General features: G+C 44.6%; 23 protein-coding genes. 11 read left to right on the forward strand and 12 right to left on the reverse strand.

Annotated elements, in window-relative coordinates:
- Positions 1–342: 342 nt before the first annotated feature.
- From ribD to ACYCSE_RS05540, 3 genes are all read right to left on the reverse strand, one after another.
- Positions 343–1,443, reverse strand: coding sequence for a bifunctional diaminohydroxyphosphoribosylaminopyrimidine deaminase/5-amino-6-(5-phosphoribosylamino)uracil reductase RibD (gene ribD, locus ACYCSE_RS05530; protein ID WP_459701802.1), 1,101 nt, complete (start codon positions 1,441–1,443; stop codon positions 343–345).
- Positions 1,440–2,204: a GTP cyclohydrolase II gene (locus tag ACYCSE_RS05535; protein ID WP_235306387.1), complete on the reverse strand. Its 765-nt coding sequence runs from the start codon at positions 2,202–2,204 to the stop codon at positions 1,440–1,442. Before ACYCSE_RS05535 ends, ribD begins: the two co-directional genes overlap by 4 nt.
- Positions 2,205–2,287: 83 nt before the next feature.
- On the reverse strand, positions 2,288–3,385 hold the full coding sequence (locus ACYCSE_RS05540) for an FAD-dependent monooxygenase (RefSeq protein ID WP_459701803.1): 1,098 nt from the start codon (positions 3,383–3,385) through the stop codon (positions 2,288–2,290).
- A 251-nt stretch (positions 3,386–3,636) separates the two neighbouring features.
- Between ACYCSE_RS05540 and ACYCSE_RS05545 the strand changes: the two genes are divergently transcribed.
- Positions 3,637–3,981, forward strand: coding sequence for a winged helix-turn-helix transcriptional regulator (locus tag ACYCSE_RS05545; protein ID WP_459701804.1), 345 nt, complete (start codon positions 3,637–3,639; stop codon positions 3,979–3,981).
- Between the two features lie 166 nt (positions 3,982–4,147).
- Here the strand turns inward: ACYCSE_RS05545 and ACYCSE_RS05550 are convergent, their stop codons facing one another.
- Positions 4,148–4,540 (reverse strand): winged helix-turn-helix transcriptional regulator, encoded by a 393-nt coding sequence (locus tag ACYCSE_RS05550; protein WP_069290444.1) that lies wholly within the window; start codon positions 4,538–4,540, stop codon positions 4,148–4,150.
- A 149-nt stretch (positions 4,541–4,689) separates the two neighbouring features.
- On the opposite strand from ACYCSE_RS05550, the gene ACYCSE_RS05555 reads away from it, so the two are divergent.
- Together ACYCSE_RS05555 and ACYCSE_RS05560 are read left to right on the forward strand one after the other, a co-directional pair.
- Positions 4,690–5,208, forward strand: a complete 519-nt coding sequence (locus tag ACYCSE_RS05555) for a DJ-1/PfpI family protein (protein ID WP_165179278.1) — start codon at positions 4,690–4,692, stop codon at positions 5,206–5,208.
- A gap of 196 nt (positions 5,209–5,404) precedes the next feature.
- Entirely contained in the window at positions 5,405–6,106 is a 702-nt protein-coding gene (locus ACYCSE_RS05560) for a YoaK family protein (RefSeq protein WP_459701805.1), read from the forward strand.
- A gap of 12 nt (positions 6,107–6,118) precedes the next feature.
- Here the strand turns inward: ACYCSE_RS05560 and ACYCSE_RS05565 are convergent, their stop codons facing one another.
- Positions 6,119–7,294, reverse strand: coding sequence for an alanyl-tRNA editing protein (locus ACYCSE_RS05565; protein ID WP_459701806.1), 1,176 nt, complete (start codon positions 7,292–7,294; stop codon positions 6,119–6,121).
- Between the two features lie 238 nt (positions 7,295–7,532).
- Here ACYCSE_RS05565 and ACYCSE_RS05570 point away from each other — a divergent pair, with 238 nt between their 5' ends.
- From ACYCSE_RS05570 to ACYCSE_RS05580, 3 genes are all read left to right on the forward strand, one after another.
- Positions 7,533–8,066: a MarR family winged helix-turn-helix transcriptional regulator gene (locus ACYCSE_RS05570; protein WP_459701807.1), complete on the forward strand. Its 534-nt coding sequence runs from the start codon at positions 7,533–7,535 to the stop codon at positions 8,064–8,066.
- Positions 8,067–8,204: 138 nt separating this feature from the next.
- Positions 8,205–9,524 carry an HlyD family secretion protein gene (locus ACYCSE_RS05575; RefSeq protein ID WP_459701808.1) on the forward strand — a complete coding sequence of 440 codons (1,320 nt, stop codon included), beginning with the start codon at positions 8,205–8,207 and terminating at the stop codon, positions 9,522–9,524.
- Positions 9,508–10,758 carry an ABC transporter permease gene (locus ACYCSE_RS05580; RefSeq protein WP_459701809.1) on the forward strand — a complete coding sequence of 417 codons (1,251 nt, stop codon included), beginning with the start codon at positions 9,508–9,510 and terminating at the stop codon, positions 10,756–10,758. Before ACYCSE_RS05575 ends, ACYCSE_RS05580 begins: the two co-directional genes overlap by 17 nt.
- Positions 10,759–10,854: 96 nt before the next feature.
- Here ACYCSE_RS05580 and ACYCSE_RS05585 read toward each other — a convergent pair whose 3' ends face one another.
- Positions 10,855–11,415, reverse strand: a complete 561-nt coding sequence (locus tag ACYCSE_RS05585) for an NAD(P)H oxidoreductase (RefSeq protein ID WP_165179273.1) — start codon at positions 11,413–11,415, stop codon at positions 10,855–10,857.
- A gap of 161 nt (positions 11,416–11,576) precedes the next feature.
- On the opposite strand from ACYCSE_RS05585, the gene ACYCSE_RS05590 reads away from it, so the two are divergent.
- Positions 11,577–11,972, forward strand: coding sequence for a winged helix-turn-helix transcriptional regulator (locus ACYCSE_RS05590; protein WP_061828946.1), 396 nt, complete (start codon positions 11,577–11,579; stop codon positions 11,970–11,972).
- Positions 11,973–12,013: 41 nt separating this feature from the next.
- Here the strand turns inward: ACYCSE_RS05590 and arsC are convergent, their stop codons facing one another.
- From arsC to ACYCSE_RS05610, 4 genes are all read right to left on the reverse strand, one after another.
- Positions 12,014–12,433, reverse strand: a complete 420-nt coding sequence (arsC, locus tag ACYCSE_RS05595; RefSeq protein ID WP_061828947.1) for an arsenate reductase (thioredoxin) — start codon at positions 12,431–12,433, stop codon at positions 12,014–12,016.
- 25 nt (positions 12,434–12,458) lie between these two features.
- The gene (locus ACYCSE_RS05600) at positions 12,459–13,748 is read right to left on the reverse strand and encodes an arsenical efflux pump membrane protein ArsB (RefSeq protein WP_061828948.1); all 1,290 of its coding nucleotides are present in this window, start codon (positions 13,746–13,748) and stop codon (positions 12,459–12,461) included.
- An 88-nt stretch (positions 13,749–13,836) separates the two neighbouring features.
- Entirely contained in the window at positions 13,837–14,190 is a 354-nt protein-coding gene (locus ACYCSE_RS05605; RefSeq protein ID WP_061828949.1) for an ArsR/SmtB family transcription factor, read from the reverse strand.
- A 79-nt stretch (positions 14,191–14,269) separates the two neighbouring features.
- Entirely contained in the window at positions 14,270–15,859 is a 1,590-nt protein-coding gene (locus tag ACYCSE_RS05610; protein ID WP_459701810.1) for an alkaline phosphatase family protein, read from the reverse strand.
- A gap of 217 nt (positions 15,860–16,076) precedes the next feature.
- Between ACYCSE_RS05610 and ACYCSE_RS05615 the strand changes: the two genes are divergently transcribed.
- From ACYCSE_RS05615 to ACYCSE_RS05630, 4 genes are all read left to right on the forward strand, one after another.
- Entirely contained in the window at positions 16,077–16,661 is a 585-nt protein-coding gene (locus ACYCSE_RS05615; RefSeq protein WP_459702483.1) for a class I SAM-dependent methyltransferase, read from the forward strand.
- Entirely contained in the window at positions 16,618–17,391 is a 774-nt protein-coding gene (locus tag ACYCSE_RS05620; protein ID WP_459701811.1) for an alpha/beta fold hydrolase, read from the forward strand. Before ACYCSE_RS05615 ends, ACYCSE_RS05620 begins: the two co-directional genes overlap by 44 nt.
- 294 nt (positions 17,392–17,685) lie before the next feature.
- Positions 17,686–19,197: an alpha/beta hydrolase family protein gene (locus ACYCSE_RS05625; RefSeq protein WP_459701812.1), complete on the forward strand. Its 1,512-nt coding sequence runs from the start codon at positions 17,686–17,688 to the stop codon at positions 19,195–19,197.
- Between the two features lie 571 nt (positions 19,198–19,768).
- Entirely contained in the window at positions 19,769–20,995 is a 1,227-nt protein-coding gene (locus tag ACYCSE_RS05630) for a sugar efflux transporter (protein ID WP_459701813.1), read from the forward strand.
- Between the two features lie 7 nt (positions 20,996–21,002).
- Here ACYCSE_RS05630 and ACYCSE_RS05635 read toward each other — a convergent pair whose 3' ends face one another.
- Positions 21,003–22,220 carry a macrolide family glycosyltransferase gene (locus ACYCSE_RS05635; protein WP_459701814.1) on the reverse strand — a complete coding sequence of 406 codons (1,218 nt, stop codon included), beginning with the start codon at positions 22,218–22,220 and terminating at the stop codon, positions 21,003–21,005.
- A 190-nt stretch (positions 22,221–22,410) separates the two neighbouring features.
- Positions 22,411–25,719: a pectinesterase family protein gene (locus tag ACYCSE_RS05640; RefSeq protein ID WP_459701815.1), complete on the reverse strand. Its 3,309-nt coding sequence runs from the start codon at positions 25,717–25,719 to the stop codon at positions 22,411–22,413.
- Positions 25,720–25,797: the final 78 nt, after the last annotated feature.

A 25,797-nucleotide genomic window follows, 5' to 3' on the forward strand; every position in this document is an offset into this window, starting at 1 on the left:
TATTCATCCCATTAACCATTCACCCTAATAAACGTTTAGCATATAAAAAAAGAATCCTCCAGGCCTTTTAGCCCTTCAGATTCTCGTTCTTTTAAGTATATGAGCTTTTGAGTATTTAAGTCCTTTTGCCCTTCCCCCATGCTCCCAACGTTTCGAAAAAATGAGTGCCTTTGCGGTGGGCAATAGCGGAGCGAAGGGGTTGAATCTGGAGAAGCGTAAGCGTTCGCCTTTGCCGTGGGATTCTTACCTTTAAATATCTTATACAATCCGAAGAATCCCACTGCAACAGCGATCGGAAGATCAACCCCTTCGCGGAGCGCCTTCTTCACCCGCAAACAACACTCATTTTCCCCGCTCAAAATACCCTTCTAGTTTCCAGTCTACGCCCACCTGCGTTACGCTCAAATCCTGCAATGCCACCGCATCGCTCATCGCAGACACGCCCTCTCCTCCGAGAAAGCCCGGGGCTGCGCGCCCTCCAACCAGCTTTGGTGCAATGTACAGCACCAGCTTGTCTGCCAGCCCTTGCTGCACGAACGAAGCGTTCACCTCGGCTCCGCCTTCCACGAACACCGATGATACCTCCGCCGCACCCAGAATATCCAGCATATGCGGCAGGTTCACCCGATCGCTGTTTTCATCCTGTGTCGGATATATCCTCACACCAAGCTGTTCCAACTGGCTTCGCTTGCTTTCATCATAAGTGCGTCCTGTGAATATCCAGGTAGGTGCCTCCCCATCTGTAATGACACGGGCATCCAATGGAATTCGAAGCTTGCTATCCAAAATGATACGAATCGGATTCCGTCCTTCCGGTAGACGAGTCGTAAGCTGAGGATTATCGTGAATCACCGTCTGTACACCGACCAGGATTCCCACATGCTCGTTACGAAGACGATGCACATCCTCCCGTGCAGCCTCAGATGTAATCCACTTGCTTTCCGAGGTCCGGGTCGCAATTTTACCGTCCAGCGTTACTGCCGATTTGATCGTAATAAAAGGACGCTTGCTCACGATATATTGATTGAACACTTCATTCATGCGGATGGATTCCTGCTCACATACTCCGACAATGACCTCAATGCCCGCATCTTTCAAAATCTGTACCCCTCTGCCGGAAACCAGCGGGTTCGGGTCCAGCGCTGCAATCACCACTCGACGAATGCCAGCCTTCACAATCGCTTCCGCGCACGGGCCTGTCCGGCCGTGATGGGAACACGGCTCCAGCGTTACGTAAATCGTCGCTCCCTGAGCGTGTTCACCCGCCATACGCAACGCATGAATCTCGGCATGTGGCTCGCCGGGCTTCAGATGAGCGCCGATCCCAACGATACGACCGTTGTTGACAATGACTGATCCGACGAGCGGATTAGGTTCTGTTTGCCCTTTAGCACTTCTGGCATTTTCCAGTGCCAGGCGCATATATTTTTCGTGAGTGGTCATAGAACCTCCCTGAGATCGGAATCCCGCAAATGGCCGGATCGTTCCACTTTTGTATTCAAATACCGTTCATTATATTGCGACACATCGCCCCAGAGCGGCATGCGACCCGCCACATTCATACCCGACTTCTTCAAGGCATCCATTTTTTTAGGATTATTTGTAATCAAAGTTACCGGTTTTTGTCTCAGGTGACGAAGCACACTAATGGCATCCGCATAGTTGCGTGTATCATCTTCAAAACCCAATTGATGATTGGCTTCGACAGTATCCATGCCTTCTTCCTGCAGAATATAAGCCATTGCTTTACTAAACAAACCGATTCCGCGGCCTTCATGGTTAGCCAGATAGAACAATGCACCCGTTCCATGCTCCACGATCATTTTCATGGACTGGTGGAGTTGAAATCCGCAATCACAACGCTTGCTACCAAAAATATCTCCAGTATGACAAATACTATGCATGCGAACTAATGCATTTTCCGACTGTTGAAGATCACCGTACACCAAAACGCTTGACTGTTGTCCCTCTGCCAAATCCAGTGTGGACAATCGCTTCACAATCGTTTCAGCAGTGGCATTCAGTAAATCCTGACGATCTTCCTCATCCCGTACGGGCAACCAGCAGTACCACTGAAAAACAACCGTTTCTCCTTCCAAATTAACTGGCAGCTTGATCGGTCCTACCAAAATCGTCGAAGATTGCTCTCCGCGAACGGTTTGAATTTTATCGTTAAGTAGCGTAGCTACATCTTTTTGGTTCATCTCTCTGCACCATCCTTTATATGAGCTCTATATAGAAAAATGCCTAATTCTTCAAAGGCTAATCGTTATTGTCAGGGTATAAATCATTGAACTATGTGTAAGAAATGTTCATGAAACGTGGATTCCATCGTCAGCTGCCGTTCCTGAAGCTCGGTGACAGCCTGTCGTCGTCCGTCTTCGAACGCCTTTAGGTCTCCTGCGGTATAGCTCTTCTGTCGTAAACGAAGAAGCTCACTAGCTAGCACATCGGCATCCTTCAAAGCTGCATTCAAGCCAAAAGCTCCGGTAGGTGTCATGGTATGCGCCGCATCTCCAATAAGGACCAGGCCGTTCTGCGTCCAGGTGTCACTGCGGCTGCTGAAAATATCCAACGGTACGAAGTCCTTCCATGAACGGATCTGATCATGCACACTATGCTTCAAATCCGGAAAAGCGTCCGTAAGCAGCTGTATAAAAGGTGCAAAGGATTGCTTAAACAGGGTTGGAAAGCTGCCTTCCTTCACATTCCAGCCGATTTGAATATAGCCCTCAGCCTGTGAAAATAAAGCCAGCTGCCCTCCGTTGACCCGTGCCAGACGAGTGACGGGCTCCCACCCGGCAGGTGCTGCGATTTTGGCCCATAGCAGATCATAGCCGTGTCGAATGTTCGTCACAGGCATCTGAGCCAGCTTGCGCACAGTCGAATAGCGACCGTCTGCCCCTACAATCAACGAACTGTCAATCGTGATCTCATGACCGTTCTTATTGCGGGCGATCAAGCCGGTATACCCCTGCGTGCTGTTCCCCTCCAACGCAGTCACCGTTGTACCTGCCAGGTAACGGAAAGACTCGTAGATAGACGCCTGCTTGAGCAAAGCCTCCAAAAATCGAGGTTGTGGAATGTGCACTCCCACATTACCATGGTTTGAAGCTGGCTCGACCGTTTTGACCTGCTGCTGATGCTGCCAATACTCGATTCTTGTGGAGGCGAGAATATAATCCTCATGAATTTGTTCGAGCAGCTTATGCTTTTGGATCACTTCCTGACCCTCATCATTTAAAATTTCACCGCGGAAAGCCTTTCCGGGCAAGCTCTGCCGCTCAACCAATATCGTGGAAACACCCTGCTCCGCCAGTAGACAGGATAACAAAGTCCCTGCGGGTCCTCCCCCAACTACACACACTTCACATTCCAGCTTCATCCGACTTCCCCCTGCGCCCAAACCATAACCACAACGATTCGTTCGTACCTGTTCATTTTATCATTAATCATATCAAAACAAGTTCAATTTTTAAGTATTCACATATAAGGCTCCGTATCAAATCCAACAAGTTACTTTATGTAACAAAGTATATTTATATCATTCAATTTCGTCAAGTAATAAATTTATGTAAAGTAAAATCATTTACTTTTAACAGTGAATCGTTAATAATAAGAGCATGAGGTGATCACATGAACATTCCGCAGATGTGCCCACGGTTTGAAAAAGCTATGGAGCTACTAAGCAAACGTTGGACGGTGTTGATCGTATTTCAACTAACGAATGGACCGCAACGTTTCGTCGCTATTGAGAATTCAATTCCTAATTTAAGTGGAAAGGTCCTTTCGGACCGTTTGAAAGAGCTGGAGGAAGAAGGAATCATACAACGTACGGTTTACCCTGAGAAGCCCGTGCGGATTGAATACTCACTTACGGATAAGGGACGCGATTTAGCTCCTTTATTTGACCATATCGGTACCTGGGCTACACGCTGGATTGAGGTTTTACCCGTACTTGACAGCAATGATTCATATTGAAGCAATACACGGCTACCGCTATTTTTCCTAGACTAATATGTTAAAAACAGACTGCTAACATGCCAAAGAACGCCTTTGCTCTAAGTACAATTGTACTCTTAGCGCAAGGCGTTCTTTTTTTCATATGACAAAGCGATAATGTCCACCTTAGATCGCATCCAAGATTTTAGACGTTTCCCTCACTGCTGCGTTGCATTTCTTCACGAATGGATTGCACCCGTTTTTTCCCCCAGTCATACATCATCTCCACAATCGGTAAAATCGTCATTCCCAGCTCAGTCATTGAATATTCCACTTTTGGAGGCACTTCGGGATACACTTCCCGGTGCACAATACCGTCCTCCATCAACTCCCGCAACTGATTGGTCAGCACTTTATGCGACAGCTTCGGAAACAGCCTTTGCAGGTCACTGAAACGGTGCGCTCCTTCCACACCCAGATGCCATAAAATGACGACCTTCCATTTTCCGCTTAACACTGACAAGGTTAGTTCCTTTTCGCAGTTATAGTCTCCGTTAACGATCTTTTCCCTTATTTCTTCTCTCAGCGTATCAGTCATATATCAACTAACTCCTTCTAAACCATCATGGTCTTGCACTCTAATAGTAACCTGCAGGTAACCTCCGTACTTGAAAGTGCATTCTTCACAGCCTGACGAAGCCACCCTACAATAGTAGATAACGTTACACATTCAAGGAGGAATAAAGTATGAGTAAAAAAGCTCTTTTTATTATACCCCCAGAGCGCTTTAATGAGGATGAATTGTTTAAACCCAAGGAAGCACTGGAGCAAGCAGGTGTTACTGTGACGCTAGCTAGTACAAAAACAGGCGAAATCACGGGTGACTACAACGGTAAAGCGACAGCTGATCTTGTTTTTACAGACGCTGTGCTGGCTGATTATGATGTAGTATCTGTGATCGGCGGATCAGGTACGAATGACCATCTGTGGAATAACGCGGATCTCCAAGCTCTGCTAAAACAAACTCATGAGCAAAAGACTTTATTGGCTGGCATCTGCGCAGGCTCTGTAGCCGTGGCTCAAACCGGACTGCTCTCTGGCAGAACGGCTACATGCTATCCAGTGGATGTACAAAAAGATCAGCTCCAATCGCATCAAGCCGAATATGTGGCGCAGCATGTCGTTGCGCATAGCGATATTATCACGGCCGATGGCCCAGATGGCGCACAGGCATTTGGCGAGGCGCTCGTTCAAGCCCTGCGATAAGCACCCTTTAAAGTCCCGTGTGGGGACTAAAAACGAGCATCCCCAAAGAAGCCGCATCACGTCCTTTCTATTGTATGGGACCTGATGTGGCTTCTTTGTGTCATTTTCATGCTAAAGTGACTAATTTAATTGTATGGTCCTGGATTTTCGTGTTAGCTTTAAAGAATCGACGTTTAGCATAGGAGGCTTATATGCCGTGATTATGAAAGGCAAAATCCATTTACATCAGGTAACGTCCGAATCGTTACGACTGGGCGCCTTACTATCATTAGTAGGGGGCTTTTTGGACACATATACCTTTGTTGGAAGAGGCGGTGTTTTCGCCAATGCACAGACAGGCAATATCGTGCTGCTGGCTGTCAAAGTCATTCAGGGACACTGGATTCAGGCGTTATTCTATATCCCACCCCTGATCGCCTTTTCCCTGGGCGTTTTTGTTGCTGAAGGGATTAAACGAAAATCAACCCACCGTCTAACTCCGGACTGGACCCGCGCAATTATTTTATTGGAAATTGCAATTTTTTTCATCGTGGGACTGATTCCGCAAGAAGTTCCCAATACGGTAGTGGTGGTGATCGTCTCGTTCGTCGCTTCCGTGCAAATGACTTCCTTCCGCAAGCTCATTGATGTGCCGTACACCTCTACGGTCAGCACCGGTAACCTCCGATCAGCTATAGAGGCCGTGTATATCGCCATAACGACCAAGGACACGAACGCTGCCATTCGAGCGATGCGTTATGGTGTCATCTTGGCAGCCTTCTTGGTAGGAGCCTTGCTGGGGGGATTTCTGACTTTGACGATTGGAGATAAAGCCGTTTGGGGTGCTGTTGTTGCACTTATTTTTTCATTTATTTTATTTACAGAAAAGGAAAAGTGGAAGCTGCCGCTGCGTCACTAATCCTCCATTACATCAGCCCTGAATGAACTGCCGCTGGGCCGTTTCAAAGAAATTCAAGAGGTCATTGCGGGACGAGAATGCTGCCTGAGCAGATTGGTTGCTACCGCCCCCCTTACCGTGAAACGCGCCCAGATTTTCTTTCAAAAATGCTCCGCAGGCAACAGACTGGGTGCCGTTATGTGCCAGAATGATTTTGTTTTCTGCTGTTGTGGCAAATAAAACAAGCAGATCATGCTCAGCTGTTAGCTTGGTAGCCAATTGCTGCATGTCCTGAAGGGATTTTTGCTCGAATACATGAGCAAGAACTTGCCCCTGCACAGCAGATAGCAACTCTTTCCCCTGGTACGAAGCATTTTCCTCTTGTAGGAGCTCCACTTGCGCCTTAAGCTGCTTATGCTCCTGCTCCCATTTTTCGAATCGGGTCAAAATATCTTTTCGCCCGGTATTGAACTTCGTAGATAACACGTCCAATATCTGAACACTATCGTTAAAATCCTGGAGTGCGCGAACGCCACATTTGAAATGGATTCTTGCCATCCCCTTCTGCTTCTCCCATTTTAAGCATTTAATGATCCCAATTTCCCCGGTCTGAGCTACATGTGTGCCGCCGCAAGCATTATATTCAATGCCCTCGATCTCGACAATCCGAATATTTTCTGTCACTTTGGGCGTTTTCACCAGCGGAATATCCTTCAATTGCTCACTGGTTACAAAAAAACTTTTTATGCTGCGATTACTATAGATTTGCTGATTTACTTCCTGCTCGATTGCCGATAGCTGCGCAGGCGTTACATCCGAACAGTTCACATCAATCGTGGCATATTCTTGTCCCAGATGAAAGCTTTCAGTACGCGCACCCAACAACTCTAGACAAACCGCTGACAGCAAGTGCTGCCCGCTATGCTGCTGCATATGATCAAATCTGCGCTCCCAATCCAATCGGCAGGCTACTTTCCTATCCTCCGGCAAACGCTCTACCTGATGCCAAATATCCCCATCCTCAAGAACAACATCTAATACACGGATGCCCTGAATTGTTCCTGTATCACAAGGCTGACCTCCACCTTGCGGATAAAATGCCGTTTCCTCCAGCATAACCAAATATTTTCCGTCTCTTTCCATGTTCTGTGTAATATGAGTGTCCCACTCCGTAAGATTTGGAGCAGTGTAGTATAATTTTGTCGTCATTCCAGGTTCCTCACTTTTGAGTTTTTGGTCTAGTACGATATCCACTTATTATCAAACACTTCATTGTAAATATCAATGTAGGGAAAAGCTTGAACCATTGCACGAACAACCTCCATATGGTGAAAAATCGCATGACGATTAACAAAATTTAGCTTGAAATTCATTTTTGAATAGATTAAGATTAGTCGGCTAACTAATTTGTCGATTGGAACATACTGTAAGAAGAAAGGAGAACCTTATGGATTTTGATTTACGGGACTTGCCCACTCGTGAGGCGCTACAAGAATTTTCTAAGCGTATCCCCGAGATTGATGTAAGAGCGACGGAAGCTATGTTATTTTTTATGCGAGTATCTTCCAGTGTTTTTAAAGTCAGCTTTGAGGGCTTTGAGAAATTCGGTATATCTCATGGTAAATTTTCGATATTAATTCTTCTGTACCGCAACATCCATACAGGATTGCTGGCTACAGAGCTTGCGGAGAAAGTAGGGGTTAGCAAGCCTACCGTTACCGGTCTGCTTGACCGCCTGGAACGCGATGGGCTTATTATTCGATCTGTTCATCCTTCCGACCGCCGCATGAGCATTGTTAAACTGACCGATCAAGGAACAGAAATGATGGAAATACTGCTGCCTATACATTTTACAAGCACTTCCACACTGATGAGCTACCTGTCCACCGATGAAAAAGAGCTGCTCCTGACTTTACTGCAAAAAATAGAAAGCGGCATCCCTCAAGCAAAAGAGATATATAAAGCAGCAAAACCAGAATAAGTTTTAATTTTGCGTTTTAGTTAGCCAACTAACTTTTAAAATATTAAATAAAAGAATAAATAAAATGTACATATCAGGATATTTATTTATTCGAGTCTCTGTTTAACTCATTTTATGAATTTAAGGAGCGTATTACTCATGAATCGCACACAAGTCACCAGCCTCATCATCCCTCTCATTTCTATCGCCTGTCTTATCGGCGGGGGGTTCCTACTCCAGACCAACGGACAAGATCAAGTCAATGCTTCTCGATCCGTTAAAGGCACAACACTAAATGCGGATAGCATTCATGTATCGTTTGAACAAGTAGGAGGCAAAATCCTGAACATCCCGGTAACAGAAGAAACTAAGGTAAAAAAAGGAACTGTCCTTATGACTTTGGATTCCACAGATGTGGATCTGCAAATTGAGCAGCTGCGGACACAAATCGCCCAGTTCAATACGCAAATCAGCCAACAACAGCAATCCATCGATTTAGGGTATACACGAGCAGCAACTCAGGAAAAACAGGCACAGCTAGATATCGCGCAAGCTCAAGTGACTGAGCGTAAAAGTCAGGCGGCATTGCAGCGGGCACAAGCGGCTGAGCGTCAAGCCACTGCTGCGGAACAACAGGTCAATAACGGGGCTCGGGATGAAGATGTTCAGCAGCAACGAATTGCCGTAGCTTCAGCCACCAAAAACGTTCAGACGGCGCAGACCAACTATAAGCGTAATAAAGCACTCTATGATGCAGGAAGTGCATCCAAAGCAGCGTTGGATGATGCCGAATCCTCTTTCACTTTAGCGACAAATCAGTTGAGCCAGCAAAAAGAGTCTCTTCAAAAGCTACTTCATGGTGCCACTTCCGAAGAACGTATGCAGGCCAGTGAACAGACGACACAAGCAACCGTTTCGGTAAAACAAGCCAAGGAAGAAATTCGCGGTGCCCAATTGTCCGTCGATCGTTCCAAGACCCAGCTGGAAACCATTCAGCAGAGTCGTCAACAGTTGGCAGATCAGAAGCTGGCTATTGACCTCATAAAGCAACAAAAAGACACACAGGAAGTTCAGCTTAAAACGTTGCTGCTCAAAAAAGAACGCCTGGTGTTAAAAGCACCACAGGATGGCAAGGTTACTTCAATTAGTACCAAAGTCGGCGAAAATGTGGCGCAAGGGGCTCCTGTGATTACCCTAGAAACCAATGATTTATATTACGATCTCTATGTGAATGAAGAACAAGCGGGGAAATTCAAGGCCAATCAAGAAATTAAAACTCATATCTCTGGTCTCAATAAGGACTTGAAAGGTACCGTACGCTATGTAACTGCTGCACCACAATTCGCTAATGTGAAGATGTCCCGTGAAAAAGGAGAAGCAGATACCGCTACATTCCAGGTACGTGTATATGTAACAAGAGAAGCAGCTTTGCTACCAGGCATGACAGTTGAGGTGAATACAAATGAAATCTCTTCGTGATGAATGGTCGTATCTGGTTCACTCCAAGTATCCGATCATAGCTATTATCTTCCCGTTGATTGCCGTACTGGGGTATTCACTGTTGCTCCCAAGCAGCCAAATTAACGACGCTAACGTGGTAGTAGTGGATCAAGATAACACAGCTTACAGCCGTGAGTTCATTCAGAAAATAGATGCTTCCCCGTATATGAACGTAGCTGAGATTGTTTCGTATACGGACAACCCTGAACAGTATTTTTATCACGAGCAATATTTGGCTGTTATTTCCTTGCCGCATGGTTTAGAGGATAATCACAATCGCTCCCTTTCCAGCCGCGTGGGTCTCATTCTCGATAATACCAATGTTCAATCTATTACTTCGATTCGTACAGCTATGCAGGAAATTAGCGTTTTCGAGAATATGGAATTGTCTGTTCCAGCTATGTTGAAAACCGGGATGAACGCAGAACAGGCTCAAGGGGCCCTCAATGGTATCGCCTTGGAAGTGCGTTCCCTGTTTAATCCAACTAATGACTATCAGAATACGACGATACTTGCATTCACTTGTATGTTCTCTTTTATGATACTGAATATAAATAGCTTACCTCTGGTCGCCAGACTCCGGGTTTCCAAGAGGCTGGCTACTGAGCTGCAAAATCCATTCAACATCCTGCTGCGTATGCTTCCTTATACGCTGTTCTCGACGGCTGGCTTGATCTTCTCTCTCGGGATGCTTAAAGTGTTTGGAGGAGGCCGTTTCGAGGCCAATCCAATTCTCTTTATAATTCCAGTTGTCCTGTATGTATTCGGTACCGTTTGTATCAATGTCCTGGTTGCATGGGGCGCTGCACATCCGGGAATAGCCATTGGCAGAATGGTGATGATACTCATGCCTGCTTTTGTTCTATCGGGGGCTGTTCTTTCCAGATCACTGTTTCCACCTTTAGCGATTCAAATCGGTGATTTCTTCCCCTTTGTATGGATGTACAAATTCCTGCGCACCATGGGTCTGCGTGGTGCACCTTTGCAAGAGATGCTTCCCGAACTCGGTTCTCTGTTACTATATGTGGGTGTACTCTCCATGCTGGTGATCGCCAGAGCCCTATGGGAAAAACAGAAGCTGGCCAAGCAGACTGCGGGTTCTGCTTCTGAAAAGGATTCACCACATCCCGTTGTTCCAGCAAGCACAACTGGCGGCGGGTTATCTATGCAAGGGGCACCGTCAGCACCTATGCACGAGCCTATAAAAGGATAGAGTCTTGTCTATAAAATAAAAAAGGGTTAAGTGCCGTCTAACGAGCCTTAACCCTTTTTCAATAATATTAACTTCCCATTGTTATCAGAATAAAATTTACTTATATGCCCGACCTAATTGATAAGCGTGCTCCAGTAAACCTGCAATGTATTCTTTCGACTCGGATAAAGTATCATAGAAGAACTCCACCTTGGATTCTCTTACTCTTGCGTAACCAGCAATGGCTTTATTTAAATAATTAGTAACCAAATCGTGATATTCATACTTGATCAGATGTTCTTTCGTCCCTCCCGCCAAGCACATCCACAACACCTGCTTCGTCGTAAATTCCTGAAGTAAACCTTTGTTCCAGACTTTATCCAGGTACCCTTTTAGCATGGAGGGAACACTGTACCACCATAGTGGAAACACAAAGACCAGAGCATCCGCAGCTGCAATTCTATCCATCTCTTTCCGCGTTTCAGGAGCATATTGTTTATGGGTCGTATTCCAATCCAGCTCATCTGCAGCGCTGTACACCGGATTGTATCCATCCCGATCCAAGTCCAAAATATCTACCTCGTGCTTATTCTCTTTCAATCCCTCTACAAAACGATTCATGACCGCAAGGGTAAGTGAATCTTCTCTAGGATGCGTGACGACCAATAGAACTTTCATGTATCCGTAACCTTCTTTCTTCTCATAATTGTTGAACCCTGTCTACAGATGCTATTATGGATGTTATACATTAGAGTGTGAAGTACGCACTTCAATGTACTGTAGGTACTTTAAGGTTCCTTAGTGCCTTTTGTACTACAGATCGGAGAGGGGGAAAGTCTATGGAAGACAAAGCCAAAACCTATATGCTCGGGATCGAGGCAACTTTGGAGGTCATCAGTGGAAAGTGGAAAGGCATCATCCTACATCATTTAACCAGCGGCAGAAAACGTACATACGAACTTCGCCAACTCATTCCGAAAATCACCCAAAAAGTGCTAACCCAACAGCTTAGAGAGCTTGAAAAGGATGGAATCATCCACCGCATCATTTATAACCAGGTTCCACCCAAAGTGGAGTACGAGCTTAGTGAATATGGATGGGATTTTAAAGATCTGCTTGATCGTTTTTGCTTATGGGGAGAAGATCATTTGGATAGGATCTATGGAGATAAAACAAAGGTGCTGGAAGAGTATTCTGCGAAGGAAAAAAACGCCAAACAAGCACCACCTCTTTAAGGAGGCGTGCTTGTTTGAAATACTATAGCTGTGCACCTTGTTTATTCACCAGTCTCCGCAAATTTCCGAATACGAGCCCCGACTTCATCCCGTACACGCTGGAACACGCTCCATTTCTCTTCTTCTGTTCCTTGTGCTTTAGCCGGATCATCAAATCCCCAATGTTCACGACGAACGTGCGGAGGTGTGATAGGACATTTATCTGCAGCATCTCCGCACAAGGTCACAACCAAATCCGCGCTGTTCAGCAAAGCAGGATCTATAATATCTGAAGTTTGACCGGAGATATCGATCCCTATTTCATTCATCGCTTGCACCGCTTTAGGGTTAAGGCCGTGTGCCTCAATGCCCGCACTGTATACATTCCAACGGTCTCCCAAGTATTTTTTGGCCCAGCCTTCTGCCATTTGACTGCGACAAGAATTACCAGTGCATAAAAAGTAAATTGTCTTCTTTTCCATCATTACCGTCTCCTTCAATGTTCAATTATGAAATGATTAACCATAGATATAAGCCCAGTAGGGTTATAAAAAGTGTAGGAATGGTTAAGACAATGCCTGTCTTAAAATAAGTTCCCCAAGAAATTTTCACGTTTTTCGATCGAAGCACATGCAGCCACAACAACGTGGCTAATGAACCGATCGGAGTTATTTTCGGCCCCAGATCAGAACCAATGACGTTAGCATAAATCAACGCCTCTTTGACCATACCGGTTGTATGGGTGGCATCAATGGCAAGCGCATTAATCATGACCGTAGGCATGTTATTCATGACCGACGAGATAATCGCCGCAATAAAACCCATGCCCATGGTGGCCACAAACATACCTTGATCGGCAGCCGCTTGAATCACATGGGCCAGCAGATCCGTCAAACCGGCATTACGTAGACCATACACCACAACATACATTCCGATAGAGAAAAATACGATGGCCCATGGAGCGCCCTTAATGACTTCTTTCATCGGCACTGCAGGGCTTCTACGCGCTATCAATAAGAAAAAGATAGCAATAATACCGGCCACCACCGAAACGGGAATGTTAAAAAATTCGCATGCAAAGTAGCCAACGAACAAAACCGCGAGAACGATCCAAGACATACGGAACATTTTTGGATCTTTAATCGCTGCCGCAGGCGTGATTAATTGTGCCGTATCAAACGTTTTCGGAATTCTTTTGCGGAAAAAAAGATACAGTACTCCTATACTGGCTGCTAAAGAAAATAAATTAGGTACAATCATGCGACTCGCATATTCCATAAAGGTGATCCCAAAGAAATCGGCTGACACAATGTTGACCAAATTGCTGACCACAAGCGGAAGCGACGTCGTGTCTGAAATAAAACCGCTCGCTATGATAAAAGGAAAAATCATTTTCTCATCCAATTTAAGTGCCCGAACCATCGCCAGTACAATCGGTGTCAGTATTAAGGCGGCACCGTCATTCGCAAAAAAAGCAGCAACAACGGCGCCAAGAAGGGTCACATAAACAAACATCCGGGTTCCGCTTCCTCGTGCAGCTCGTGCCATGTGAAGCGCCGCCCATTCGAAGAAGCCGATTTTATCAAGCACCAATGAAATCAGAATAATGGCTACAAAAGCCAGTGTCGCATTCCAGACAATATGAGTAACTTCCCAAACATCATGTAAATCGACGACACCCACCAGCAAGGCGAGTATGGCACCGCCGCAGGCAGACCAGCCGATAGACAGATTTCTAGGCTGCCAGATCACCAACACTAAAGTGGCTAAAAATATAATGCATGCCAACAAAATCAATGTTTTAAACCTCCATCACATTACCTTATAAACATATAATTATGTTAAAAACACCGTCTATCCCCCAAGGAGATAAACGGAACAGCCTTTAGGATGAGCAGCAAGCCGATGAATCCGGTGCACAAGATGCTATCGGCTCCTCTTTATTCAGCCATTTTAAAATCTGCTTGGAGTCTGGCATACGCTCAAGAACGGCTTGAATATGCGGCTTGTCGTCTACATTTAAGGAATAGTATACCCACTGACTTCGTCGTTCTTCTTTTACAATTCCTTGCGACTTTAATTTTCTCAAATGTTGGCTAATTGCTGGCTGCGACATATCAAAGATATCTACAAATTCGCAAACACACCATTCTCTTTCTCTTAGCAGGGAAAGCATGGCCAGCCGAGTTTTATCGCCCAATAGCTTTAAATGATCGGCTATATAACCAAGTTGCTCCAATGTGTAACCTCCTTTCGTTTATATAACTGTATGCTTATATACTAATGGGGTACGTTTTTAATATCAAGAACAATAATACTTATCCATTCACCAATTGCATAATCCAGTCTTTTATATCAACGATTCGCAGTGTTTTGGGGCGTGTATTCGTTCCGGAAATAATTAATGGGACAAGGGAATCTTTTTCATGCAACGAACCATGAGCACCTCCACCGATGTGGGTGGGAGAACTTTCACCGACGAGTTCATATCCGGGTTGTACCGTGACGACAATATATCTTCCTTCATGTGAATACATTGCCCCGTGCAGCCTCGCCAAAACGTCTGGATATTTTCCATATTTGATCCGGTTGTTATTTATCGTAATATCCACAAGTTCTTCTTCGCCCGACAATGTCCACGATTGTCCATATTCATCGATGTATTTTCCACCAGGATGATAAGAAAACAGCTTACCCTTTTTCCCCCTTGTAACATGAATATTGTTTTTACCATCTTTCATAGCGATAATGTCGAGCTTGTCCTCATTTTGTAAAAACTTCACCACATTGGATAACTCCACATCATCGTTTATGGCATAGATATAAGCCATCCGTTCATTAGCAGAAATCACGATTTGGTCATCGTTTCTTACGGGTTGATTTAATTTTGCAATGCGGTAATGATTCAAAAGCGACTTTAAATCAACCGTTGCTACCTGTCGATCATTATAAATAGCGCTTTGCGCACTGTCACCCATGACAATCCATGTCGCATTGTTTACAGCCTGTTCCCACGAACCATATGCATTCAACACAGTTTGCAGTGCTTGATCCGCTTTTTCGATTCCCTCCAGTTGAGTCGGGCCCTTTCTATGCGCCAAATTATCATTCTCTGGAAAGTATGTGATGGTTACGTCTGGGAGTTTCTTCTGACTTATTAGAAAAGCGGTATCTTTTGCGGAAAACTCGTCGTTCATCCCGAATTTTTTCCACGGAGGAGTATTCCAGCTATTCTTTGGATCCAGTTGTGCAAAAGTTGCATAAGAAAACCATTTAGGTCCTGTTATTCTCAATTGTTCTGGCACACGATTGCTGTTCGTTATAAAGCGAGGTACTTTTAAGTCATGTTCCGTTCTTCCTCTAAAAACAATAGCGTTGATTGATGCCGATTCTTTTCCTTTGTCGGCCAGCTCTTCGTGAATTGTTTTTGTTTTTTTGTTCAAATGAACTTGATTTAACTGATAAATAGCATCCATAAATACTTGCATTTGATCTATCTTCAAGGCTTCTTTGGCACCATTGCCGTAGAGAATCATGCGTTTCTTTTGGTCGCTGTACCAAACGAGTCCAGGCACATGATGTTGGTCTGCATACGTTCCCGTTAATAATGTACTGTCGATTGTCACAGACATCGTGGGAAATGAACTCACTACATGCGGGAAATATTGCCCTTGATTAAGGAGATATTGCATTGCCGGAGCTCGGCCTGCTTGAATCGCATCTTGCAAAGGCTTATCCATTAAAGAATCAATCATGATGAATATGACCGGTTTGGCCTTATTATTCACTGGGATATGGGACTTGATGCTTTGTTGATTTAGCTGTTGAATGGAGTCCGCCCTGCAACCGACGAGTAGTAAACTTAAACTTAGCACTAGTACAATCGCGATTTTATACTTTATTCCCATTTGTGTATCCCCTTCTTTGAAAAACACTTTCCCTTGATTTTTTTATTTTTGCTTACACTAAAAAAAATTATTCCGAAATGAATTTTTTTGATCTAATAGGCCAAATTATCTCTAGTGACTCGAATAATTAGAAAGATGGTGAATTCCCATTAACATTCCGTTCTCACCTAGACTTTATCATTGGTTTGTCCGTCCGAAATGGTTTACTAAAAAATATATCCATGATTATGTACATTCTCATTTTTCTTTTGATGGACAAACTGTACTGGATTTTGGCTGCGGCACTGGAGCAAATTGCTCCATGTTTCACCCATTGTATTATGTTGGGATTGATCCTGACACCCAACGAATTGGTTATGCAAAGCGATTATATAGCCACCATGCATTTCAAGTTTTAAATAGTAAGAAGCTCCCATTTAATAATGAGTCGTTCGACTACATACTTATTATCGCTGTATTACACCACATTTCTTCGGATGAAATATCAAGTTACATGAAGGAATTTCAAAGAATTCTAAAGCCTAACGGAACCATTGTCGTTATGGAACCATGTTTATCCAAGAAAAAACCGCTATGTAACTGGTTTATGAAATGGTACGACAACGGGGAGTATATTCGTAATGAAAAAGAATATATTCGATTGTTTAGAGATCAGAATTATGATTGTAGAGTCATAAAACGATTCCGAAAATGTTTTTTATATCACGAGTTATTTTTTTCAGTAAAACCAAATTCTTCAAAGGGAGAGGAATATAACGATGACTACCACAAGCATAAACGGATATTCGATGCATTATATTGATTCCGGAAAAGGGTTCGCCATCCTATTCATTCACCCTCCAGTACTCACAAGCTTAAATTTCACATACCAAATCCAAGGACTCTCGCCCCATTTTCGAACTATAGCTTTTGATATTAGAGGACACGGTAAAAGTCAGCCTTCCCAGCAAACGGTTACTTACCCTCTCATCGCCCTGGATATTAAACATTTGATGGACCGGATGAGCCTTGATAAAGTATTTCTGTGTGGATATTCTACCGGGGGCTCGATAGTACTTGAATTCCTCTTGACTTATCCAGATCGGGCATGGGGAGGCATTGTTATCAGTGGAATGTCGGAAGTAAACGAATGGCGACTAAGAAATAAAATTTCTTTGGGCATTGCTCTTTCCAAAATCGGCACAATCGGTACGATTGCCCTTTCTAATGCTTGGTCACAAACGAAACAGCTATCTTTATTCCGTAAGTTATTCAACGATGCGAAGCAGGGAAATCCCAGGAATGTCGAACAATATTATCGATACAGCTTGAAGTACAACTGCACCTCACGGCTCGGGGAAATCCATCTCCCTGTCCTGCTCGTTTATGGTGAAAAAGATAAGCACTTTCATCCCTATGCCAAAATATTGCATCAACAATTACCAAATAGTGAGCTGGTTTTCCTTAAGAAAGCTGATCATCGCCTTCCTACGAAGGCCGCCGGATTATTGAATGAACTGATCAAGCAGTTCGTAGATCGGTTCAGCCTTTAAGGCAAATCCTACAGGATAATTCCACATACATATCTACATCCCACTCCTGTTACGTTAAGCGTCAAATAGCCCCCCACCTGTCAACATCCGTTGGCCATGACATGCGGCGGATGGGACATTCCTTTCCGGACCCCGGCCGAAAGGCAGGAATCAGTACATTACATGCCGTTTTCTGCGCCATCGTCGCGCAACCTTACAAGAGTGTTAGGCAATTGTCATCTAGATCAATGGTATCAACCTAGCTGCTCCTCTATACTAATCCATTGATAGGATTATTTTTAAGGGGGAGTTGGCGTGAGGTTTTTTGAAATGCTGCTATTCTTTTCAAGTGCTTGTTTGTTGGCACTCCTGTTCATTATCAATCAACGTATCCGAAGACCCGCTTTGCTCCTGACAAGCGGAGCAGGCTCCATTTTTTTAGTGATACATTTGCTTGTCGAAGGATACAGGGTTCAGCTTTTATTTTTATACGGATTTACGATCCTGATGCTTATGCTCTCGCTTATAGACGTTTTCATAACGCTGAAAGTCGTTCGGACTGCCTCGCGAATCCGTAGGGTGCGGGTGCTGGGCCGCCTTTTTATCGTGATTGGGCTAATCGCAACGGCGTGCTTCCTCTATGTGTTTCCCGTATTCGACTTTCCGGCGCCAACCGGCGAGTTGAAGGTAGGCACGCAAGTCTTTCATTTCATCGATCCAAGCCGGGAGGAGACATTTGGCAAAACCGCGACAGGCAAAAGGGAATTGATGGTTCAGGTATGGTATCCGGCTCAAGCTGGCACCGACAAGTACGCTCCCTTTATTCCCGATACCCAGATTTTACGTTATATGGCCGCGGACTATGGCCTTCCTGAGTTTACTTTTCAACACCTGAAGTACGTATCTAGTCATGCTTATTCGGGGGCCGAAGTCTCTTCGGCACAGACTTCATACCCGCTGATCCTTGCGAATCCCGGCAATGGCTCTTCCAGGTTGCTCCACACGTCGCAAGCCGAAAATCTCGCGAGTCATGGATATATCGTGGCAGTGATCGACCACACCTACAATACATTTGCAACCGAGTTTCCGGACGGGCGAATCACGACCAGCACAACCAACGACTTATTCTCGCCCGCCCATGATTACCAGACGAGTAGAGGAAATCGCGACAAGTTGGGAAAAGTTTTAACCGGCGATGTGGCGTTTGCGCTGGACCAATTCGAGCTCATCCAATCGGGGCAGATTACAAGTCATCTAAAAGGGAGGATTGATCTCGGTCATGTCGGGGTGTTCGGTCATTCCATCGGCGGAGCGACGGCCTATGACGCTTCTTACGATCCGCGAGTCACGGTTGGAATAGACCTTGATGGAGGGCTTTATCGACTGCGTGACAGAGACGGTCTGCGAAAGCCGTTTTTGTTCATCAACTCGGAAAGCTATTTCGAAAAATTAAAAATGGTGATGGATAACCGGGTCTACACGGATGCAGAGCTTAACCGTATGGGCTCAACAAGAGAGTGGGAGGATCAAGTAACGGAAGATAAAAAGTTGGAGCTTGAACGGATGCGCGAAGCGGTCAACGAAGGGGGACAAGTCCTCTATATCGAAAATACGGAGCACTTGAATTTTGCCGACGTACAGTTTATTTCTCCGATTTTCGAAATGCTGGGCATTACAGGAAAGATTGCGCCCGAAAGAGCGAACTCCGTTATCAATGCCTATATGCTGGATTTCTTCGATAGGTATCTGAAAAATCAAGGCGGTATCTTAATGAAAGGACCGGATAGCCGCTTTCCGGAGGTGAAGTTCGTAACCTCGCTATTATAAATTACGGAACAGGCTACCGATTTTGATATGCTCCCCTTCAAGTAGGCAGGTTTAATAAATAAACCGCTACTTGAAGGGGAGTTTTCCTTTGTCTAAGAAGAACGCATACAATGCGATTGAGAAACTAGCCATCATACAGGAGTTAAAAGCAGGACAGAGCAGCCGTGTGGAAGTAGCCAAAAAACATAACATCAGCGTTACCACCTGAGTGAAATGGCGACATCGCTATGAGTTGTACGGAATGGGGAAGCGAAAGCTATGAGCAAGGGGCGGTCTACCAATCATCAGGAACGAATAGACATTGTTCTTTACTGTCTTGCCCACGATCATGACTACTGGAAGACAGCGGAACAGTCAGGTTAATCTCATGATCTCATAGCTAGGTTAGTAGTTGAAGGTGTGGAGAGTTTGACGCTTAGCCTGTTACAGTATCTTTGCCTGTATATTGTCCTGCTCATCAAAGCGAAAAATAATATATAATATTTTACACCATGTGAATATACAAATTATGCTAAAGTCATATATAGTTTGGTTTGGATAGGTATGTATTCGGAAGGAGTGTAAAAATGAAATGCTAAAGCGTATTCAGAATCTTTTTGTTATCCCTAACTACCCATTGTTCATGATCTGCATGTTATTGCAAGGCATGGCTATATCCATCAGCGCACCTTTTTTAGCTGTATATTTTACAAGTACACTTGGCGTATCTGTGGGAACCTTTGGTGTGTTTACAGCGGTGACTTTGATTTGTGGCATATGGATAAGCTCTCTGATTGCCAAACGTTCTGATACCGGATTAGATCGCAAACAAATTTTGGTGATTTGTACGTTATTTAATGCCATAGCCTTTGCAGGATATCTTGTAATCCAAAATTTTTATGTACTTTTTGTTTATATGACGATCTTTACGGCCATTGGTGCTCCTGGGATGCCGCAGTTATTTGCCAGTGCACGTGAAGCAGTAGATCGCAGTAAATCTGCGGATCACGCCTTTGCTAATTCAACGCTTCGGTCTATGTTTTCTCTCGGCTTTATTACCGGGCCGCTTTTTGGTTCCTTTTTGATTGCACATACGGGCTTTAAAGGTATCTTTATGGGAACGACCTCTATTTTTGTTCTCATTGCTGTTCTTTTATTCTTTTTTATCCAGCAGCCTCCCGCTCAGCTTAAACATAAGAATCAACTTTCACTTCATCACATTACATTACATAAAAATATTGAGATTCTGATTCCCTTTTTAGTTCTTACTCTGCTCTATACGTCTCACTGGATGAACAGTTTAAATATTTCCTTGTTCATCATTCACAATTTAAAAGGTGACACGAGTGACGTTGCTCTAGTATCCAGTATTTGCGCCATTTTAGAAATACCTTTGATGCTTATGCTAGGCGTACTAGCAGCTAAATACTCCAACCGTTTGCTTGTATTTTTAGGGGCATTAACAGGAGTTGTCTATTATATCCTTGTCCTTATGTCTACGGAGATGTGGCAGCTATTCGTGGGGCAACTTCTTCTAGCCTTCTTTGTTGCAGTGATTTCTGCCATTGGCATTAGTTACATGCAGGATTTGTTGCCCTCTCTTCCAGGGTACGCTTCGACGCTATATTCCAATGCGACAACTATCGGAAGACTCGTGGGGAGCTTGATGGGCGGATTAACCGCTCAATGGATGGGTTACCGAAACACCTATTGGGTATGTTTGGCCCTAATCATCTGCTCCCTGAGTCTCCTGGCAATTTCGAAGAAATTAGAGTTTGAAAAATCTGCTGCTTTAAAAGAAAGGAATCACAGTATATAGACTGCGCTTATTTTTCTATGGTGGAGAAATGACTCATAATTGTATCTGCCGCATGTCTGTACCCACCAGCCTGGCGTAATGATTCGCCGATCACATGAGCCTGTTCTTTATAGGTTGGATGACTCAATACCTCTAATAAGGCTGCTCTCAAACTAGCGGGTGTAAGCTTATTTTTATCCACAACAACACCCGCTCCCAGTTCCTGCACCCGACTGGCTACGATCGGCTGATCCGATGTTAAAGGAATCATGACCTGCGGTACATTGTAATATAAAGCTTCACTTGTACTGTTCATCCCCGCATGTGTAACAAAAGCGTCCACATGCTGAAGCATTTCCAATTGCGGAATATAAGGCTTGATTATAAAATTGTCAGGGATACATGGGGCCAATGGCTCCATGTCTGTATAATTGCCTGAAGACAGCACAAACTGCACAGGCAAATCACGAAATGCTGCAAAACAAAGCTTATAAAATTCCAAGTCTTTATTCAAAATAGTACCCATCGAAATGTAAACCGCCTGTGGATGCAGAACACGAAGTTGTTCGAACGGGAAAGATGGAGCATCTTTACGCGGTACAATAGAAGGACCTGTAAAAATAAAACTGTGATCCAGTTTTTCAGCTTGCGGTTGAAAATAGCGGCTTGTATAAACGATTCTTAAGTGTCCGCCATGAGGAGCAATCTTTTCTATAGCTGGAGCTTCAACCTGAAGCTCATTAGCTAGTTGATGCGTTATTTGCATCGTAGCCGTGTACAACTTCTTTACCTCCGGATCATTGTCATTCATGCCTTGCCCCGATCCCAATGGCTCTACGAAAGCAAAAGAAGCGATAGAGCACACAGCAGGGATTCCTAGCTTCTCAGCAATAATCGTGCCTCCCCAGCCCATCAAAGAATCATAGATTAAATAATCATAGGTTCTGTTTTCAATAACTCTCAAAACCTCTGGAATAATCGGAAGAATCATACCTTTTACCATCATGTACACAAATTGATAATGATGTTTGTATTCTGCTGGCTTTAAATCAGAGTCTTTAGAAAAAGCATCATCAACAAAAGGGTAGGTGATCATCTGTGCTCCTGTCTGTTGAATTCTCGTACGATATTCTTCCGTACACACGTAGTCAACTTTCTCCCCACTGTCTACCAACCTTTTTACTAATCCTAGTGTCGGATTAACATGGCCTTCAGCAGGCGTGATCACTACTAATACACGTGCCATACCTTACACCTCCAAATCAATAATAAATTACAATTTGAAATAAATGCACTTTTAACATAGCGAATATTTACCACATAAACAAGTTTTTTCAATGCCGAAAAATTAAGTATGTATACTCTACTCAAACTATAGAAATAAGCGAGGCTGAACGCTAAAAGCGCTTGCCCCGCTTAACCACTGAATATCAAATTTAAAGACGCCAATCCCAATGATCTGTCCCGCTCAGAACAGCTTCAACGGTGTACTGGCTTGCTTCATCGGCGGTAAGCTGTTTGGCCCAAGGTACACGCCCGCTACTTCCTGCACCTGGTCCAAAGTTGTCAAACTCTCCAAATCTTGCGGTCTGCTCATTGGATTCCTTGCCCCAATTGTTCCAGCCGCTCGGCTTGATATGGTCATCCATATAGGTCTTCAAAAAAGTAACATGAGCATAAGGGCGCCATGGCCGTCCGAGATCCACCTTGCCTGTCAAGCCATTTTCTGTTGTCAGACGACATTGAATAAATACAAAGCCCGGCTTGTTCTCTTCTGTTGAAGCTGCTGTCACATATCCAGCACGCAGGCTGTGTATGATCGAATTATCAAACACGGCAGGTGCATTGCCAAATATAAAATCTACACTACCACTGATGTAGCTGTCCTTGAAATACTGTCTGCCACGGTTCACAAGCAACGTATCCTGTAGGCCGGTAATTTTGACATTGTGATACTTACCACGATCGCCTTCGGCATATAACGCTACAGCCTGCACCTGCCCGGTTCCTTCTGTATTGGCAACCGTGACATTCTCCAACACAAAATCGGGACTTTGCACACGCATTGTATAGCTGTTGCTTGTTCCTAATTCTTTTCCGTCCACCACCGTTTTGGCCGTATCATCAAAAGCAATGATCGTTTTGTCGCGATCTTCTCCGATAATACTCAGATTTTTTTTGGAGGAATTCACCTTTATTTTTTCACGATACGTACCGTTTTTGAGATGGATAACTGTCCTTGTGTTTCTGTCGTCAGGGACTGCGTCAATCGCTGCCTGGAGAGATGTAAAGTCAGCAGGGCCATAGGTCGCTACCACCACACTAGTGGGATGAGTTCCTCCTGAGTCTGTCAGGTTGCGGATGGTGACATTGCTGAATTCCGACGTATTGTAATTCCATACATCGTTTTGTTGTTTGGATGCATCGGTGGCCAACCCGAACAATAGCGGCTGATTATCCGGCACATCTATAACAGTTTCACCAACCTTCTCCCAGTTCGTCACACCATCTGCGGATACCCAGCCGGTAACCTTTTGCCCTTGTCGTACCAGACGAACCGAATATGGCGTTGCAATAAAAGTCTCCATTGACGCACGTTTCGTCTTGGCATCCGTTTGATCACGACTAATAAGAATACCCTGTTTGCCATATTTAACAAATGCTAAAGACATAAAAGCCATTTTTGATCCAGACTTCAGCGATTCACGAATCATTACACCCGCTTCGGCATTATCATCCACCGGGGTAATTTGTTCCACACGGGCTGTAATTTCAGTGTCACCTTCCCATTTTTGATAAGCATAATGGAAAATATCTGCCTTACCGTCAACGTCTCCCGCTGACTTCAGTCTTATACTGCTGCCGCTTGCATCTTCTTTTAAGACCTGAGTATGCCCTTTTATATAACCATCGTTGCCCTCAGAGCCAATCTCTTCGCTGAGCCAACTTCCCGATGGCGCAGTCGTATTGACGTGAATGGTAACAGGATTGGAAAATGCAGCAGTCCCAATGCGGTCGGTCACCCGTACAATAATATTATGGGTACCGTCTGTTACATGATTCCAATCGAGATGATAAGGCGCGGTCTCTACTTTACCAACAAGTTTGCCGTCAATGATAAATTCAACATGAGCAATACCATCTTTGTCCTTGGCTGTTCCTGTTATGGTCGCATCACGGCCTGCTTCCAAAATATCGTTATGCTTCAGTGAACGTCCGTTTGCATCCGACACCTGAACGACGGCCTCTGGATTATCCACCTCATTTCCATTCGACAGCTTCTCAATAAGATCATTTAAATAGACCTCCAGATTGGTATAACCCTTGGCAAAATGAGCATACGCCCCTGTGCCGGCAAGCAATTGACCGTTACGATCATCTGCATTATTGGGGTCCAGCCCATGGGCACGTTCCCATTCATCCGGCATTCCATCATGGTCAGTGTCAGAAAGCACCGTCGTCGTTACGTTAGAATCGTCGTAAATCCACCCTGCTTCACGCGGAGAGTTAATAAACGCACCCGTTCCATTCTTCACATCATTCATAATTCGGGCGTCCACCGCATCTCTTCTAGGCAGCGTGGCTCCTGAGCCGGCAAGCACCTCCGTATATGCGGTTTGTGCATCTGTCGCTTGATATGGACCATACGCATCCGTTGAAATTCCGTTGTCGTATTCCCCTCTGACTTCAATCGGCTCCGCCAAACGGGTGGAAGGATCAATAATTGACCCAATGGATGTTCCAAGCTGCCAGTTGTCTTTCGTAACCGAGTCATTGCCGTACATGTAGTTACCACCAATAAAGATACGTGTTTTATATTTTTTACTACCCACGTCTACAAAAATTTGACCGCGAACGTCCTCATATGTGTTGGGGCCATACTTATAATAGTTATTCAGCACATTATACGATCCTTCACCGCCACCGTATGAAGAGAAAAATCCCCAGTTATAAATGACATTATTGGTCATTTCCACAGCGTCGATTTGTTTTTTATCGGTTGGAAAACGCGGATTACGACTTGCATTGTGAGCCAACAAATTATGATGATAGGTGGAGTTTCGTCCACCCCATATGCCGCCATAGCCGTGGCGACCTTTCTGATGCGTGGTCATTAGCATACTTTCGGACGCAATGGACCATTGTACTGTTGTATTGACATTGTCATACAGGCTCAGTACCTCATCCACCGACCAGCTAAAGGAACAGTGATCAATCATTATGTTTTTATGGTATCTGGCTCCTAATGCGTCATCCTCACTGGGGTAACGGTCGGTCAATCGGAAACGCAGGTAACGGAGAATGACGTTATCTGCATCAATCCCTGTTGTGTAATCGCTTACAGTTATACCATCGCCAGGAGCTGTCTGACCCGCAACCGTCAGGTTGTTTCCCAAGATTTTAAGTGGCTCCTTGAGATGAATCGTTCCACCCACCCGGAATACGACCGTCCGATTATCGGAGCTGACCGCTGCACGAAGAGATCCGGGTATTATCTGTTCCCCTTTGCCGTAGTCTGCCAGCGTGGTAACCTCATACACTTCACCTCCGCGTCCACCGGTAACATATTTACCGCCACCCTCAGCCCCTGGAAAAGCCGGAATATCCGTCGCCACTTTTGACACCTTTGCGTTCTCTGTTCCTACCGCAGTCTCCGCTTGGATTAGTGGTGGGCACAAGGTCAACAACAATGAACCCACAACCACATTACATAGCACCTTTTTCCATGTACGCTGCTTGCTCATATTCTGTTTCCTCCCTAAGATTTTCTTCCACATCAGCGCATATTTTTATAAAAACACGATCCGAGACGTTCAGAAGCG

It is taken from the genome of Paenibacillus sp. SEL1, from assembly GCF_054602535.1.

Bases quoted from the DNA above. Each gene is read 5' to 3' on its own strand.
- ribD (WP_459701802.1), bottom strand. From the start codon at position 1,443: ATGACCACTCACGAAAAATATATGCGCCTGGCACTGGAAAATGCCAGA.
- ACYCSE_RS05535 (WP_235306387.1), bottom strand. From the start codon at position 2,204: ATGAACCAAAAAGATGTAGCTACGCTACTTAACGATAAAATTCAAACC.
- ACYCSE_RS05540 (WP_459701803.1), bottom strand. From the start codon at position 3,385: ATGAAGCTGGAATGTGAAGTGTGTGTAGTTGGGGGAGGACCCGCAGGG.
- ACYCSE_RS05545 (WP_459701804.1), top strand. From the start codon at position 3,637: ATGAACATTCCGCAGATGTGCCCACGGTTTGAAAAAGCTATGGAGCTA.
- ACYCSE_RS05550 (WP_069290444.1), bottom strand. From the start codon at position 4,540: ATGACTGATACGCTGAGAGAAGAAATAAGGGAAAAGATCGTTAACGGA.
- ACYCSE_RS05555 (WP_165179278.1), top strand. From the start codon at position 4,690: ATGAGTAAAAAAGCTCTTTTTATTATACCCCCAGAGCGCTTTAATGAG.
- ACYCSE_RS05565 (WP_459701806.1), bottom strand. From the start codon at position 7,294: ATGACGACAAAATTATACTACACTGCTCCAAATCTTACGGAGTGGGAC.
- ACYCSE_RS05570 (WP_459701807.1), top strand. From the start codon at position 7,533: ATGGATTTTGATTTACGGGACTTGCCCACTCGTGAGGCGCTACAAGAA.
- ACYCSE_RS05575 (WP_459701808.1), top strand. From the start codon at position 8,205: ATGAATCGCACACAAGTCACCAGCCTCATCATCCCTCTCATTTCTATC.
- ACYCSE_RS05580 (WP_459701809.1), top strand. From the start codon at position 9,508: ATGAAATCTCTTCGTGATGAATGGTCGTATCTGGTTCACTCCAAGTAT.
- ACYCSE_RS05585 (WP_165179273.1), bottom strand. From the start codon at position 11,415: ATGAAAGTTCTATTGGTCGTCACGCATCCTAGAGAAGATTCACTTACC.
- ACYCSE_RS05590 (WP_061828946.1), top strand. From the start codon at position 11,577: ATGGAAGACAAAGCCAAAACCTATATGCTCGGGATCGAGGCAACTTTG.
- arsC (WP_061828947.1), bottom strand. From the start codon at position 12,433: ATGGAAAAGAAGACAATTTACTTTTTATGCACTGGTAATTCTTGTCGC.
- ACYCSE_RS05610 (WP_459701810.1), bottom strand. From the start codon at position 15,859: ATGGGAATAAAGTATAAAATCGCGATTGTACTAGTGCTAAGTTTAAGT.
- ACYCSE_RS05620 (WP_459701811.1), top strand. From the start codon at position 16,618: ATGACTACCACAAGCATAAACGGATATTCGATGCATTATATTGATTCC.
- ACYCSE_RS05630 (WP_459701813.1), top strand. From the start codon at position 19,769: ATGCTAAAGCGTATTCAGAATCTTTTTGTTATCCCTAACTACCCATTG.
- ACYCSE_RS05635 (WP_459701814.1), bottom strand. From the start codon at position 22,220: ATGGCACGTGTATTAGTAGTGATCACGCCTGCTGAAGGCCATGTTAAT.
- ACYCSE_RS05640 (WP_459701815.1), bottom strand. From the start codon at position 25,719: ATGAGCAAGCAGCGTACATGGAAAAAGGTGCTATGTAATGTGGTTGTG.